The sequence below is a fragment of the Rhodococcus sp. SJ-2 genome (assembly GCF_053750035.1).
Genome location: NZ_CM132340.1, coordinates 1,402,360 through 1,416,122 on the forward strand (window position 1 = coordinate 1,402,360; position 13,763 = coordinate 1,416,122).

At 64.6% G+C, this 13,763-nt stretch carries 14 protein-coding genes; 5 read left to right on the plus strand and 9 right to left on the minus strand.

The features are described 5' to 3' along the window. Window positions 1–67 precede the first annotated feature (67 nt). Window positions 68–760 carry an SDR family NAD(P)-dependent oxidoreductase gene (locus tag ACSYG9_RS06375; RefSeq protein ID WP_454841669.1) on the plus strand — a complete coding sequence of 231 codons (693 nt, stop codon included), beginning with the start codon at window positions 68–70 and terminating at the stop codon, window positions 758–760. Between the two features lie 76 nt (window positions 761–836). Next, entirely contained in the window at window positions 837–1,334 is a 498-nt protein-coding gene (locus ACSYG9_RS06380; protein WP_454841670.1) for an SRPBCC family protein, read from the plus strand. 181 nt (window positions 1,335–1,515) lie between these two features. Here the strand turns inward: ACSYG9_RS06380 and ACSYG9_RS06385 are convergent, their stop codons facing one another. The 3 genes from ACSYG9_RS06385 to ACSYG9_RS06395 all read right to left on the minus strand — a co-directional run bounded on the left by ACSYG9_RS06385 (window position 1,516) and on the right by ACSYG9_RS06395 (window position 4,350). Further along, window positions 1,516–1,791 (minus strand): WhiB family transcriptional regulator, encoded by a 276-nt coding sequence (locus ACSYG9_RS06385; RefSeq protein WP_454841671.1) that lies wholly within the window; start codon window positions 1,789–1,791, stop codon window positions 1,516–1,518. A gap of 10 nt (window positions 1,792–1,801) precedes the next feature. Then, window positions 1,802–2,998 carry an acetyl-CoA C-acetyltransferase gene (locus tag ACSYG9_RS06390; RefSeq protein ID WP_454841673.1) on the minus strand — a complete coding sequence of 399 codons (1,197 nt, stop codon included), beginning with the start codon at window positions 2,996–2,998 and terminating at the stop codon, window positions 1,802–1,804. 137 nt (window positions 2,999–3,135) lie between these two features. Then, window positions 3,136–4,350, minus strand: a complete 1,215-nt coding sequence (locus ACSYG9_RS06395) for a CaiB/BaiF CoA transferase family protein (RefSeq protein WP_454841674.1) — start codon at window positions 4,348–4,350, stop codon at window positions 3,136–3,138. 235 nt (window positions 4,351–4,585) lie between these two features. On the opposite strand from ACSYG9_RS06395, the gene ACSYG9_RS06400 reads away from it, so the two are divergent. After that, on the plus strand, window positions 4,586–6,025 hold the full coding sequence (locus ACSYG9_RS06400; RefSeq protein ID WP_454841675.1) for an MFS transporter: 1,440 nt from the start codon (window positions 4,586–4,588) through the stop codon (window positions 6,023–6,025). 54 nt (window positions 6,026–6,079) lie between these two features. Here the strand turns inward: ACSYG9_RS06400 and ACSYG9_RS06405 are convergent, their stop codons facing one another. After that, on the minus strand, window positions 6,080–6,973 hold the full coding sequence (locus tag ACSYG9_RS06405) for a LysR substrate-binding domain-containing protein (protein WP_454841676.1): 894 nt from the start codon (window positions 6,971–6,973) through the stop codon (window positions 6,080–6,082). Between the two features lie 109 nt (window positions 6,974–7,082). On the opposite strand from ACSYG9_RS06405, the gene ACSYG9_RS06410 reads away from it, so the two are divergent. Further along, window positions 7,083–8,003, plus strand: a complete 921-nt coding sequence (locus ACSYG9_RS06410; RefSeq protein WP_454841678.1) for a CoA transferase subunit A — start codon at window positions 7,083–7,085, stop codon at window positions 8,001–8,003. Then, a complete protein-coding gene (locus ACSYG9_RS06415) occupies window positions 8,000–8,776 on the plus strand; it encodes a CoA-transferase subunit beta (RefSeq protein WP_454841680.1) in 777 nt (258 codons plus the stop codon). Before ACSYG9_RS06410 ends, ACSYG9_RS06415 begins: the two co-directional genes overlap by 4 nt. A 25-nt stretch (window positions 8,777–8,801) precedes the next feature. Here the strand turns inward: ACSYG9_RS06415 and ACSYG9_RS06420 are convergent, their stop codons facing one another. The 5 genes from ACSYG9_RS06420 to ACSYG9_RS06440 all read right to left on the minus strand — a co-directional run bounded on the left by ACSYG9_RS06420 (window position 8,802) and on the right by ACSYG9_RS06440 (window position 13,763). Continuing rightward, window positions 8,802–9,275, minus strand: a complete 474-nt coding sequence (locus ACSYG9_RS06420) for a DoxX family protein (RefSeq protein ID WP_454842895.1) — start codon at window positions 9,273–9,275, stop codon at window positions 8,802–8,804. A 138-nt stretch (window positions 9,276–9,413) separates the two neighbouring features. Then, on the minus strand, window positions 9,414–10,442 hold the full coding sequence (locus tag ACSYG9_RS06425; protein WP_454841682.1) for an acyl-CoA dehydrogenase family protein: 1,029 nt from the start codon (window positions 10,440–10,442) through the stop codon (window positions 9,414–9,416). Continuing rightward, window positions 10,439–11,584, minus strand: a complete 1,146-nt coding sequence (locus tag ACSYG9_RS06430; protein ID WP_454841683.1) for an acyl-CoA dehydrogenase family protein — start codon at window positions 11,582–11,584, stop codon at window positions 10,439–10,441. The genes ACSYG9_RS06425 and ACSYG9_RS06430 overlap by 4 nt, the downstream gene beginning before the upstream one ends. Then, a complete protein-coding gene (locus ACSYG9_RS06435) occupies window positions 11,581–12,198 on the minus strand; it encodes a TetR/AcrR family transcriptional regulator (protein WP_454841684.1) in 618 nt (205 codons plus the stop codon). The genes ACSYG9_RS06430 and ACSYG9_RS06435 overlap by 4 nt, the downstream gene beginning before the upstream one ends. Next, on the minus strand, window positions 12,195–13,763 hold the full coding sequence (locus ACSYG9_RS06440) for an acyl-CoA synthetase (RefSeq protein ID WP_454841685.1): 1,569 nt from the start codon (window positions 13,761–13,763) through the stop codon (window positions 12,195–12,197). The genes ACSYG9_RS06435 and ACSYG9_RS06440 overlap by 4 nt, the downstream gene beginning before the upstream one ends.

Consider the following 13,763-nt stretch of genomic DNA (forward strand, 5'->3'; position numbering starts at 1 on the left):
CAGTCCCGCACCGGGCAGGACCGGATCAACACGCGAGACCTCGACAACACTCGGAAGGACGGTGGCCATGACTCGCACCGCACTCGTCAGCGGCGGCACCGGCGGACTCGGAGCTGCCGTGACCGCGCATCTTCTCGACACCGGGTGGCGTGTCGTGGTCCCGTGGGTCGCCTCCGAAGAACTCGAGCGCGTCGGCACTCATCCGAATCTGCACCTCGTCAAAGCCGACCTCTCCGACGAACAACAACTCGAGGATGTGCTCGCGGTTGCGGCCGATGATCCTGGCGCCCCACTGTTCGGCGTCGTCAACCTGGTCGGCGGATTCTCCTCCGGCCCGCGAGTTCACGAGACGCCGATCGGCGTGCTCGATTCCCAGTTCGACCTCAACGTGCGCACCGCCTACTCCGTCAGCCAGGCTGCGCTGCCCCACCTGATCCGTCGCGGCGGTGGATCGATCGTCTGCATCTCCGCCGCCGCGACTCACAATCCGTTTTCGGGCGGCGCATCGTACATCGCCTCCAAGGCTGCGGTCTCGGCGCTGGTCGAGACCATGGCCGTCGAGTACCGCGACGATCACATCCGCGTCAACGCACTGCTCCCCGTCGTCATCGACACGCCGACCAACCGCGCGGCCATGCCCGACGCCGACACCAGCCGGTGGTCACAGCCGGCCGAAGTTGCGAAGGTCATCGAATTCCTGCTGTCCGACGCGGGATCCCCCGTGACCGGCGCACTGATCCCGGTGACGAACGTCGGCTGAGTAGGCCGACCCGATCTCGGTTAGCATCGGCGCACCGTCACCGTCGAAGATCGAATCGAGACCAGAAGGAGTATCCGTGCGTCTGCGCGACACCCCGACCGTTGAAGTCACCGGTACATTGCCCTGCAGCCCGGAACACGCCTGGGCATTGGTCACCGACATCGAATTACCTACCCGTGCAGACGGTGAGCTGCAGCGCGCAGAGTGGCTGGACGGCGCCGACGGTGTCGCAGTCGGGGCACGATTCCGCGGACACAACCACAGCTCACAAATGGGTGAGTGGCACACCGAACCGGAGGTCGTCGAGGTCGAGGACGGTCGCCGCTGGGTATGGCGCGTCGGCCCGACTGATGCGCCGATCGCCTTCTGGGGCTTCGAGGTCGATCCCGCAGCCGAAGGCACCATCGTCCGTCAGTGGGCCAAGGTCGGTTCCGGCAAGTCACCGTTCTCCGATTTCATCGAGCAGCATCCGGACAGGGAAAGTGAGATCGTCGCCTACCGGCTCGGTGTGTGGCGAGACGGCATGACAGCCAATCTGTGTCTGCTCGAGCAGCTCGCAGCCGACAGAAACTGAATCCCTCGAGCTGCTACTCGCGCCCCGACTCGTCACCCCGTGCACTCGTGTGCGGCGACTTCTCGCTTGTCTTCACCCAGCTGGCAACAGCGGGACTCCTGTGACGCGCTCGCAACAACCGCAGTAGACGGATACACCGGTCCTGAACCGGTGTATCCGTCTACTGCGTAAGCGAATTCAGTCAGGCAGGTATCGGCCGGCCCAGTTTCTTTGCCCTGGCGACCGCGCGCCGCTCGGAGTAATTCATCCCACCCCAAATGCCGTGCGGCTCATCGTTGACCAGCGCATGGTCGCGGCACTCGATGATCACCGGGCATGTGCGGCAGATACCCTTCGCATTGCGCTCGGCACCGGCCACCGGGCCACGGCCCGATTCCTTCTGCGGAAAGAACACGGAGGTCTCGAACCCGCGGCAGCGCGCGGAGAGCATCCATTCCCTATCGGCCAGCCCGCTCATACCGCTCCCCTCAGGCCGTGGTGATCGACGCGGCCATTCCCTGGCCACCGCCGATGCACATCGTCACCAGCGCGCGACCACCGCCGCGACGATTCAGTTCGTGCAGAGCCGTCGTCGCCATCCGGACACCCGTCGCCCCGATGGGGTGACCCAGGGAGATCCCGGATCCGTTGACGTTGAGCTTGTCCCGATCGTCCCAGCCCCACTGCGACAGCACACCGAGCACCTGGCACGCGAAGGCTTCGTTGAGTTCGACGAGGTCGACATCGTCGAATCCGAGACCTGTGCGATCGAACAGCTTCCGGGTGGCCGCTACCGGGCCCAGCCCCATGGTCGCCGGGTCGCATCCGGCTGCGGTCCATCCTTCGAGGAAGCCGATCGGCTCGAGACCGTACTCGTCGAGCTTGTCCTCGGCGACCACGAGAAGCGCTGCGGCCGCATCGTTCTGCTGACTGGCGTTACCCGCGGTGACCACCCCACCCGGCGTCACGGATCGCACCTTCGCAAGGGATTCGGGGGTGCTGTCCGGACGGATACCCTCGTCCCGCGCAACAACGGTGACGTTGCCCTTCCGGTCCTTGACCTCGACCCCGACGACCTCGTCGTCGAAACGTCCTGCCTCCCATGCGGCGTGGGCACGACGATGACTCTCCGCGGCGAGCGCATCGGAATCCTCGCGCGTGATCCCGCACTGCTGCGCCACGTTCTCGGCAGTTTCGATCATTCCGCTGATCTTGCCGAATCGCCATTCGGGCTGTGACCGCTCGCGACCCCGATCGAGGCGATCGTACAGATTCAGACCACCGGAGCGGGCGCCCCAGCGGGCACCGGTCGTGTAGTGCTCGATGTTGCTCATCGACTCGACACCCCCGGCAACCACGACATTCGCGGCACCGGTCTGCACCATCATCGCGGCGGTCACGAGAGCCTGGAGGCCGGTGCCGCAGCGGCGGTCGGTCTGGATGCCTGCCACCGAGATCGGCAGGCCCGCATCGAGCGCAGCCCACCTTCCGATGCACGGCGCCTCCGAACTCGCGTACGACTGACCCATCGCCACTTCTTCGATGAGTTCGGGGTCGATACCCGAACGCGCGACGGTCTCCTTGATGACGGTGGTCGCAAGGGTCACCGCCGAGACATCCTTCAGCGCCCCTCCGAAGCGGCCGACGGCGGTACGAACGGGGGCGACGAGTGCCGCTCGGGTCATGACCCACTCCTCTGAGTACAACGATTTGTACGGCCATTTTCGAATATGTACGCACCGAGGTCAATCGGCGGGCGCTGCACCAACGATCCGAATTGCCGATACGAATGGCTTGCCGTACCTATATGGCCGGATATTCCCTACCCGACGATCCCGGCCGCACGCAGGCCCGCAACCTGTTCGTCCGTCAGACCGAGCCTGTTCAGGACAGCGTCGGTGTGTTCACCCAGCGAAGGCACCGCACCCATGGGCAGTTCGACGTCGCGGAAGTTCATCGGCGGCAGGATGGCGCGTATCGCTCCCGATTCGGTCTTCACTTCACGCCATCGATCGCGCTCGCTCAACTGCGGATGTTCGATCAGCCCCGACAGGTCACGCAATCTCGCCGCGGGGATTCCGGCCGCGGCGAGTTTCTCGTCCAGGTCTGCGCTGGCATATGCAGCGGTGGCGTCACCGACCAGTTTGTCGACCTCGCCCCGGCGAGCGACTCGTTCGACGTTGGTCGCATACCGCGGGTCGTTCGCGAACTCCGGCATCCCCAGCACCTCGGTGAGAGCCCGCCAGCCTCGATCGTTCTGCACACCGATGAGAATCTCACCGTCGGCGGTCGGGTACTTGTCGTACGGGGTGATCGACGTGTGCGCGAGCCCCATCCGCGGGACCTGCCGATCCTGATACATCTGCAGGTACATCGGATATCCGAGCCACTCGGCCGTCGCATCGAACATGGACACGTCGATCGTCGCGCCCGCTCCCGTGCGGTATCGCCGCAGCAGCGCCGCCTGGATCGAGGTCAGCGCGTACATACCTGCGGCGATATCGGATGTGGGAATACCCGTCTTGACCGCGGTCTCGGGGGTACCGGTGATCGAGCACAGTCCGGACTCCGACTGAACCAGCAGGTCGTAGGCCTTCCGGTCACGCATGGGGCCGTCGGTCCCGTACCCGGACATGTTGATGACGATCAGCTCCGGATGATCGGCACGCAGGTCGTCGGCAGCCAGACCGAGACGATCGACCGCGCCGGGAGCGAGGTTCTGCAGGAACACATCGGCACCCGCGATGAGCGACTTCACCGCTTCGACGCCCGCGGCGGCCTTGAGATCCACCGCGAACGACTCCTTCCCGCGATTGAGCCACACGAAGTGCGCCGCGAGACCGAGGACGGCACTGTCGTAGTCGCGAGCGAAGTCGCCGTCGCCGACACGCTCGACCTTGACGACTCGTGCGCCGAGGTCGGCCAAATGCCGGGTCGCCAGAGGCGCCGCAACCGCCTGCTCGAGACTCACCACGGTGATGCCTTCGAGCGGCAGCTCGTACGCACTTGCCGCGCTGTTGGTTTGCTCGCCTGTCATATCGACGTCCTCCCTCGAAACTGGATCGGCTTGTAGTTCTACCAGCGATTCCTGATCGATATTTCGCAAAACATAATATTTATGAGCATCAATACCCTAGTTATTGATACGTTTTTCGAAACAATCCGACAGGAATCAAGTATTGGACGGGATCAGATTCGGCTGCCAATCTCAATGAGACGTACGACACATCCGGCTGCTTCGTCCGACCGGATCGACCAGAGAGCGGAGTCGCATGGCACCCTCGGCACCCACCGAACAGGAAGTCGCGAAGAAGGCCCGGAAAGCAGGAATTGCCTCCTTCATCGGCACGACCATCGAGTGGTACGACTTCTACATCTACGGAACGGCGGCCGCGCTCGTCTTCGGAGAGATTTTCTTCTCCGACGATCTACCCGCCGGCGTCGGGACCCTGCTCGCATTCGTCACGCTGTGGGCAGGCTTCCTCGCCCGGCCCATCGGGGGCATCATCTTCGGGCACCTGGGCGACCGCATCGGCCGCAAGAACACCCTGGTCATCACCCTGATCATGATGGGCATCGCGACCGTGGGCATCGGCCTGCTCCCCACCTACGCCCAGATCGGGATCTGGGCGCCGATCCTGCTCGTCGCACTCAGAGTCCTGCAGGGTGTCGCGGTCGGCGGTGAATGGGGCGGTGCGGTTCTCATCGCCTCCGAGAACGCACCCAAGGGCAAGGGGATTCTCTACTCCGCGTTCGCGCAGCAGGGCTCCCCCGCCGGGAACCTCCTCGCGACCATGGCGTTCTTCTTCCTCGCCGCGATGCCCACCCCCGAGTTCCTGCTCTACGGCTGGCGCATCCCGTTCCTCGTGTCTGCGTTGCTGGTGATCGTCGGCATGGTCATCCGCCTCAAGCTCGAAGAGTCGGACGCGATGAAAGCAGTCATCGCCAGCAAGAAGGTCGTCAAGCTCCCGATCGCCGAAGTACTGCGCAAGCACTGGGTTCTGGTGCTGCTCGGCGCAGGCGCTCTCCCCCTCGCTCAGGTCACCTATTTCAAGAACACGTTCGCATTGTCCTGGGCGACAAGTGAACTCGGGTACGAACGAGGAACCTTCCTCGCGATCATCGCAATTGCCCTCGTCGTTCAGTTCATCGTCCAGCCGTTCGGCGCGGTCCTGGTTTCCCGGATCGACATGCGCAAGGCCATGTGCTTGATGATCGTGCCCGAGTTGTTCCTGATGCCCGCGATGTTCTTTGCGATCCGCACCGAGACGTTCGCCGTCGCCGCGATCGGAATGTGCCTTGCGACGATCCCGCATTCGATGTTCTACGGCGCCATTGCAGGCGTACTCGCCCGGGCATTCCCTGCAAACATCCGCTACTCGGGACTCTCCGCGTCCTACCAGCTCTGTTCACTCATCGTCGGCGGCGGCACGCCTGTGCTCGCCCAGTGGATCCTCAATTCGTCGGGCAACGTCACCGGTGTCGCGATCGCGGCAGGATGCTATGCAGCGGTGTCGCTGGTGTGCACGCTGCTACTGCTCAATCGCACCGGCTACGACCCGAAGGCCCTGTCCCACGCGGAACAGTCCGACGAGAACGAACTCGAACTCGACCACCACGACGGCGAACGCACAGGCAACGACGACGAGTCGCCGATCCACGTCGAGACCGGCAAGGCCGCGAAGCACGAACAGGTGCGCGTAGGAACCTGATTCGAAACGTCCGATCCGAGCGGTGCCGACGGTCCCAGTGACCGTCGGCACCGCTCATTCGTGGGTGGGCAGCGCCTCTTCTGACAGCCTGAGGACCTCGGCGAGTGCCGAACTGGTGTCGTCCTCCCGCCATACCAAGCGCACATCGATCGGCCCCCGCTCGGCGAGGGGCACGAACACGACTTCCGAATTCACGACGTGCCGGGCCACCGACGACACCGTCAGTGTGCACCCCACTCCGGCCGAGACCAACGCGACCAATCCCAGCGAATCGGGAGCGCTCTGCACGATTCTCGGTGTGAACCCGTCCTCGTGCGCAAGCTGCAGCAGCAGGTCGCGCAGCATCGAGCCCGGCTCGGACGGAAGCATCACCCACGGCTCGGTTGCCAGATCCGCCAGGTGCACTGCCGGTTCCTCCGCGAGCCGGTGTTCCCTCGGCATTCCGATGACGAGATCCTCACGAGCGATCACACGCGAGGCGATCCCCGGCGGGAAGAACAGCATCCGCACGATACCGATGTCGAGCGTGTTCTCCGACAACCGATTCAGAACTTCGCTCGCGTAGGCCGAGCTGGCGAGCACGAACTCGATACCGGGGTGGGTACTGCGCACCAGCTTCGCCCACTGCCCCACCAGGTGATGTGACGACGACCCCGCGAATCCGATGCGTACGCGGCCGGTCTGTCCGCGGCCCGCTGATGTCACCGCCATCTCCGCGAGCCGCACTGCGTCGAGGACGGCCCGAGCCGGCTCCACGAGCGCTCGTCCGGCTTCTGTCAGCTGCACGCTGCGCGTGCTGCGCTCGAACAGAGACGCGCCGAGTTGCTTCTCGAGCTGCTTGATCGTCCGGCTCAACGGGGGCTGCGCCAGGTGCAACCGCTGCGCGGCCCTGCCGAAATGCAACTCTTCCGCCACCGCGAGAAAGGCCCTGATCTGATGGATTTCCACGCGTTCATTATTACCGAGTACGCAATAAAAGGCTCGACACTTTGTATTGGACTACATCTATTACTCATGTCACAGTCAATGTGACGCCAGACCGCGGCAGGAGATGGATATGCCAGCAGACAAGACCATGACCATGCGTGATGCCATCGCGACGTACGTCCAGGACGGGATGACCGTTGCCCTCGAGGGCTTCTCGCATCTCATTCCGTTCGCCGCAGCACACGAGATCATCCGTCAGGGCCGCAAGGACCTGACACTGTGCCGGATGACACCGGACATCATCTCCGACCAGCTCATCGCCGCAGACTGTGTCGCGACCCTCGTCGCGTCATTCTTCGCGAGTGGATCCGCCGGGTCACTCTACGAGATCCGCCGACGCATCGAGAAGCACGATCCCGTCAAGCTCGACGTCGAGGAGTACAGCCACTACGGCATGGTGTGCCGCTACCAGGCAGGCGCAGCAGGCCTGCCGTTCTTCCCGCTGCGTTCATACGCCGGGAGCGACCTGCCCGCCCTGAACCCGAAGATCAAGCTCGTCGAGGATCCCTACGGCAACGGCAGTACCTATGTGGTTCCGCCGCTCAACCCGGATGTCACGATCATCCATGCGCAGCGCGCGGACCGGGCAGGGAACATCCAGATCTGGGGAATCGCCGGGGTCCAACAGGAAGCCGTGTACGCCGCGAAGCACGCGATCGTCGTGGTCGAGGAGATCGTCGACGACGAGATCGTCCGCTCCGACCCCAGCCGCACACTCATCCCGTCACACGCTGTCGACGCGGTGGTCGTGTGCCCCCGCGGTGCGCACCCGTCGTACGCGCAGGGCTACTACGACCGCGACTGCGGGTTCTACCGCCGCTGGACCGACATCAGCAAGGATCCGCAGTCCCTCCGCACCTGGCTCAAGGACTGGGTGTACGAATGCGCCGATCACGAGGAGTACCTCGTCAAACTCGGCGACAATTACTGGAGCGATCTCGAGGTCGCGCCACGCTACTCCGAAGCGGTCAACTACGGGAGCCGAAAGTGACTACTGCCGAAACGTTTTCCACCACCGAACTGATCGTGTCGGTCGCCGCCCGTGCCCTCGCCGGTAAGAGCCGTGTATTCGCAGGCGTCGGCCTTCCCACCCTTGCCGTGGATCTCGCGTGCCGCACCTCGAATCCGGGTATCGAACTCATCTACGAGTCCGGTGTGTGCGGGGCACACCCGGAGGCGATGGCCGAAGGCATTGCGGATTCCGTCGTCGTGTCCGGCGCCGAATCCGTCGTCTCCATGGCGTCGCTGTTCGGATACGTCCTGCAAGGCGGCAACGTCGACGTCGGATTCCTCGGTGCCGGCCAGATCGACCGCTACGGAAGCCTGAACACGAGCTTCATCGGTGACTGGGACAAGCCCACCGTGCGGCTTCCCGGCGCGGGCGGTGCCGTCGAGATCATGCCGAACGCCGGCGAGGTCTTCGTCGTCATGCGCAGGCACGACCCGAGCGCATTCCCCGCAGAACTCGACTTCTGCACGTCACCGAGTCCGGTACGGGCCCGCGAGGCAGGCGCAGGCATCATGCCTCGGGGACGCGGCGTCACCAAGGTGTTCACCAGCCTCGGGGTCCTCTCCCGCAGCGGCCCTTACGACGAACTCGAACTCACCAGCGTCCACGCCGGCGTCACCGTCGACGAGGTGCGCGCGGCCACGAGCTGGGATCTGCAGGTCTCGGCCGACCTCACCACCACCGAACCGCCCACGGCCGAAGAAATCGACCTGCTGCGCAACGAGATCGACAAGGTGCGCCTCTACCTGCGGTGACAGGAAGTCCGAGCGAGCGGTCGCGTCAGGACACCGACACTGATTCGTCGTCCGCCTTCGGCGCGGGCCGATAGCACGTCCCGAGGAGGACTCCGGCCGCACCGAGCCCACCGACCAGGGCGATGACGCCACCGGCCCACCCGTCGAGCAGATTGCCGCCGAAGATCAGGTGATCGAGGCTGGCGCTGCCCGCACCCATCACAGCGACAGCAACAGCACCACCTGCGAGAACCAGATTGTATTCCCACCCGTTGGCGGTCACGAAGAAGCCGCTGCCCCGGTGCACCGTCCACGCAGCGACGAACATCAGCGACACGAACCCGGCGGCGGCGAACGGGGTGAGCAGACCGACCGCGAGCAACAGACCGGCACCGACTTCCGTCAGCGCGGCAAGCCAGGCGTGCACCTTGCCGGGTCGCATCCCCATACTGTCGAACCATCCGGCTGTGCCTGGGATGCGGCCGCCCCGGAAGAGCTTTCCGTAGCCGTGTGCTGCCATCGTCAATCCCAACAGCACGCGCAGTATCAGCAGTCCGGTGTCGATCGTATCCACGTATGCTCCGTTCCTGGACAGGTCCGCTCGTGACGGATGTCCTGACGTTGCCACACCGACGACATCAGGGGATTGTTACCTGCGTCACTCGGTGATCACCGCCCACACATCCCCGGCTGCGACAGCTGCCTCGAGAAGCTCCGCGTCCCATGACGACACGGTTCCGAACTCGCTCCGCCACGAGAGGACGCGGTTCGCATGCCGATGCAACTCGTGTTCCATCGTGAAGCCGATCGCGCCGAGGGCCTGGTGCGCATTTCGGGCGACCACGGCCGCCGCATGACCCGTGCAGGATGCCGCAACGGCAATCGCAAATCTCGTTGCACTTCTGCCGAACCCGTTCGCGGAGGCCGCTGCGACCGCCGCGTCCGCAGCGGCGCGTGCAAGAGCCGACTCCGCGGCGATGTCGGCCACGAGTGCCTGGACTGCCTGAAACTTTCCGAGCGGACGTCCGAACTGGACGCGTGCCGTGACGTGTTCGACGACGAGTTGCAGAATCCGGTCCATCGCACCCACCGAGGAAAGTGTGCGCGCCAGCGCACCCCGATACCGAAATTCCTCGGCCACCGACGCGGGCACCTCCGCACCCGAGAGCGCAGCGACGTCGACGTGGATGTGGTCGCGTGGTTCCGACGCGAGATTCACACCCGCGGTGAGTTCGATCCGAGCACGGGGCACATCGGCGACCCGCCACGAATCCGCGCTGTCCTGCCAGAGCACGACGATCGAGTCCACGTCGCGTGCCCAAGGCACGAATCGGGCATCACCGTCGACATCGAGCACGGCGGCGGTGCGCACACCGTCGTTCGCTTCGAGTCCGGCGGTAGCGAGCAGCCACCCGGCGAGCAGGTCGTTCTCGGCGACAGGCACCGCCGCCGCCGCTGCCCCCGCCGCGGTGAGGAGCAGCGACGCCTCCGTCCAGCCTGCGCCACTGCCCCCGGCGGATTCGTCGCCTGTGAGGCGAGCGAGCCCCAGCTCGCTCAACGTGCTCCACAGGGTGCGGTCGAACTCGACGACCTCGCCGATGCGGTGGTCGTCACCGGAGATGAAGACTTCGGCGAGCATTCGCTCGAAGTCGCGCAATTCGGTGTTGTCCGTGGCCTTGTCGGTCATCTCAATCCCAATCCTCGTGCGATGACGCCGCGCAGGATCTCGCTGGTGCCCCCGCGCAATGTGAAGCCCGGACGCTGCATGACTCCCGCCCGGATGAGTTTCGCCAGATCCTCGTCGCTCGCGGTATACCCCGCGAGTTCGTCGGCGAGGTCCGCAATGTCGCCCTCGGTCTTGGTGCCGAGCACCTTCACCACGGATGCAGCAAGTTCTGCATTCTCGCCGCGTTCGAGCGATTCCGATACCGCCGTGGACATCCGATGCAGCCCCGCGATCCGGCCGATGGTCGCGCCGAGCCTGGTGTCGGCTTCGACAGTTCCGGTGCCGACTCCGCGGACGAGGCCCTCCAGCACACCGAACGTCGACAACAAGCGTTCGGGCCCGCTCCGTTCGAAGCCGAGCTCGCTCGTGACCTGCTCCCAGCCCGACCCGACTGCACCCAGCACGAGGTCGTCGGGAACGAAGACGTCCTCGAGCAGCACCTCGTTGAAGTGGTGGTCGCCCGACATCGACAGGATCGGACGAATGGTCACCCCTGGCGAGTCGAGCAGCACGATGAACTGGCTCAGACCGTCATGACGGTGAGCGGGATCGAGCGGCGCGGAGCGGGCGAGTCCGAAGAACGCGTCGGCGTGATGCGCGCCCGAAGTCCACAATTTCGTGCCTGTGATCTTCCAACCGCCCTCGACCTGCACGGCACGGGTCTTGACGCTGGCCAGGTCCGACCCCGACTCCGGCTCCGACATCCCGATGGCCCAGCAGATTTCGCCCGCTGCGATGCCGGGAAGGAATCGCTGCTTCTGCGCTTCGGTGCCGTACTTCAGCAGCGACGGCGCGGCCTGCCGGTCCGCAACCCACTGCGCCGCCACCGGAGCGCCAACGGCCAGGAGTTCCTCGGTGACCACGAACCGCTCCATGAAGGTGCGCCCGTGGCCACCGTATTCGGTGGGAATCGTCATGCCGACCCACCCCTTCGCAGCAAGTGCCCGGGTGAACTCGACGTTCCACTGGGTCAGCCAGGTATCGATTCCCGGTGTGAACACACCGGCGGCGATCTGTTCCCTCAGGAACACCCGCACCTGCGCACGTAGTTCGGCGAGCGCCGGATCGGGTGCCCCCGCCTGCGGGACCAATCGTGTACTCATCGTGATTCTCTTCCGTCGTGCGGAGCAATGCTCGCCCCGCTCGGGCACAACAAATCCATTGCCATGTCGGAGTACCGCTCGGCGATCTCGTCGGGACCGTCAGGGCCTGCAGGGTCGTACCAGTTCGCGATCGCCGACACCATCGCCAGGATCGATCTACGGCAGTCGTCGGGATACCTCGTCGTGAACAGCCCCTGGCGGACGCCTTCGTCGATGATGTCTCGCATCCGCTTGCGACCCGCTCGACGGCGCTCGTCGTACTGCCGTGCTCCGTCGGGTTCCAGGTTGCGCACCTCGGTCGCGATCAGCTGACCCTGCAGCGGGTACTGAGTACGGAACTTGACGTTGCCACGGACGAACGCGCGCAACTGCGCTACGGGATCATCTCCCGCACCGGCGAGTTCGGCATCGCACACCGCGTCGTACGTGTCGACACCGTCGAGCAGGATCGCGAGCAGCAGATCCTGCTTGTTCTTGTAGTGGTAGTACAGCGCCGACAGGCTCACGCCCGCTTCCTGCGCGATGGTGCGGATCGAAGAGGCACCGTATCCGTTACGCACGAACTCTTTGCGCCCCACATCGATGAACAGCCGCTGTTTGGGAGACGGGGTCATCCCGACATCCCCGCATCGGCAAAATCCGCAATGAGGTCCTGCAACGCACCCTTGACCATCTTTCCGGTGGCGGTACGCGGCAGGGCGTCGACGAACCGAACCTTTCGCGGGCACTTGAACTTCGACAGTCGTTCGTGACAGAAATCGATGATCTCACGTTCGAGATCATCGCTCGGGTCGACGCCGTCTGCCGGTCGCACGAACGCTTCGACCCGTTCACCACGGTCTGCATCCGGCACACCCACGACCGCGACATCGCCCACACCCGGGTGGAGAGCAAGAATGTTCTCGATCTCCTGCGGGTAGATGTTCACGCCACCGGAGATGATCGTGAACTTGTCGCGACCGGTGAGGAACAGGTAGCCGTCCGCGTCGAGATAACCGAGGTCGCCGTTGGTTGCCCAGTTCTTCTCGAACGGATGTCGCGCCGATTCGGTCTTGACCGGGTCCTTGTGATATTCGAGGTTCTGCACGGGTTTCTCGAAGTAGACGGTCCCCGCTCGACCCGCAGCCAGTTCAGTTCCGTCACCATCACAGATGTGTGCGATTCCGCTGCTTCCTGGTCCGCCTGTGCGCCCGACACTTCCGGGCTTGCGGAGCCACTCCTGCGGTGTGATCACAGTACTGCCGATCGCCTCGGTGGCCGAGTAGTACTCGTACACGATCTCGCCCCACCACTCGATGAGGCGCTGCTTGACCTCGACGGGGCACGGCGCCGCCGAGTGGATGGCGCACCGCAGCGACGACAGGTCGTACTTGTTCCGGACCTCTTCGGGGAGACGAAGTAGTCGCACGAAATGTGTGGGGACCCATTGGCTGTGCGTAACGCGATAGCGTTCGATCAGTTCCAGCGAGTGTTCCGCGTCGAAGCGGTCCATCAGTACGACGGTGCCGCCCATTGCCTGAGTGAGCACGCTGTAGCGCAGTGGCGCGGAGTGATAGATGGGTGCGGGCGACAGGTAGACGGTGTCGTCGCCGAATCCGAGGTGTCGCATCATTCCGATGAGGGGGATCCCCGGGTCCTCGTCGATCTGCACACCGCTGAGTCGGGGCTTGATGCCCTTGGGACGCCCCGTGGTTCCTGACGAGTACAGCATGTCGCTGCCTCGTGGCTGGTCAGCGGGCGGCACAGTGGGCAGGCCGGCGACCTCGGATTCGTAGTCGAGGTGGCCTTGGATCGAACCGCCGAAGGCGATGCGATGCTGCACCTTCGGTGTCGATTCGACGACCTCCGCGGCGAGCGACGCGAGAGGCGCCGACACCAGGAGGATCTTCGCGTCGCAGTCGTCCACGACGTATGCGGCCTCCGCAGCCGCGAGATGCGAATTGACGAATGTGATGTACACGCCCGAACGAATTGCACCCCAATACAGTTCGTATACCGTGGCGTCGTTGACCGTGATCACTGCGATGTGGTCACCGGCACCCACATCGTGCGCGCGCAACCAATGCGAGAACCGGACGGAGTTCTCTTCGAGTTCACGATAGGTGATCGCCCGTCCGGTCGCGGCCTCGTGTACCGCGGGCCGATCCGGGTGTGTTGCTGCGTAGCGGCCCGGGTACAT

Coding starts and splice junctions, on each gene's coding strand:
- ACSYG9_RS06375 (WP_454841669.1), top strand. CDS start 68: ATGACTCGCACCGCACTCGTCAGCGGCGGCACCGGCGGACTCGGAGCT.
- ACSYG9_RS06385 (WP_454841671.1), bottom strand. CDS start 1,791: ATGAGCGGGCTGGCCGATAGGGAATGGATGCTCTCCGCGCGCTGCCGC.
- ACSYG9_RS06390 (WP_454841673.1), bottom strand. CDS start 2,998: ATGACCCGAGCGGCACTCGTCGCCCCCGTTCGTACCGCCGTCGGCCGC.
- ACSYG9_RS06395 (WP_454841674.1), bottom strand. CDS start 4,350: ATGACAGGCGAGCAAACCAACAGCGCGGCAAGTGCGTACGAGCTGCCG.
- ACSYG9_RS06400 (WP_454841675.1), top strand. CDS start 4,586: ATGGCACCCTCGGCACCCACCGAACAGGAAGTCGCGAAGAAGGCCCGG.
- ACSYG9_RS06410 (WP_454841678.1), top strand. CDS start 7,083: ATGCCAGCAGACAAGACCATGACCATGCGTGATGCCATCGCGACGTAC.
- ACSYG9_RS06420 (WP_454842895.1), bottom strand. CDS start 9,275: ATGGCAGCACACGGCTACGGAAAGCTCTTCCGGGGCGGCCGCATCCCA.
- ACSYG9_RS06425 (WP_454841682.1), bottom strand. CDS start 10,442: ATGACCGACAAGGCCACGGACAACACCGAATTGCGCGACTTCGAGCGA.
- ACSYG9_RS06430 (WP_454841683.1), bottom strand. CDS start 11,584: ATGAGTACACGATTGGTCCCGCAGGCGGGGGCACCCGATCCGGCGCTC.
- ACSYG9_RS06435 (WP_454841684.1), bottom strand. CDS start 12,198: ATGACCCCGTCTCCCAAACAGCGGCTGTTCATCGATGTGGGGCGCAAA.
- ACSYG9_RS06440 (WP_454841685.1), bottom strand. CDS start 13,763: ATGTACCCGGGCCGCTACGCAGCAACACACCCGGATCGGCCCGCGGTA.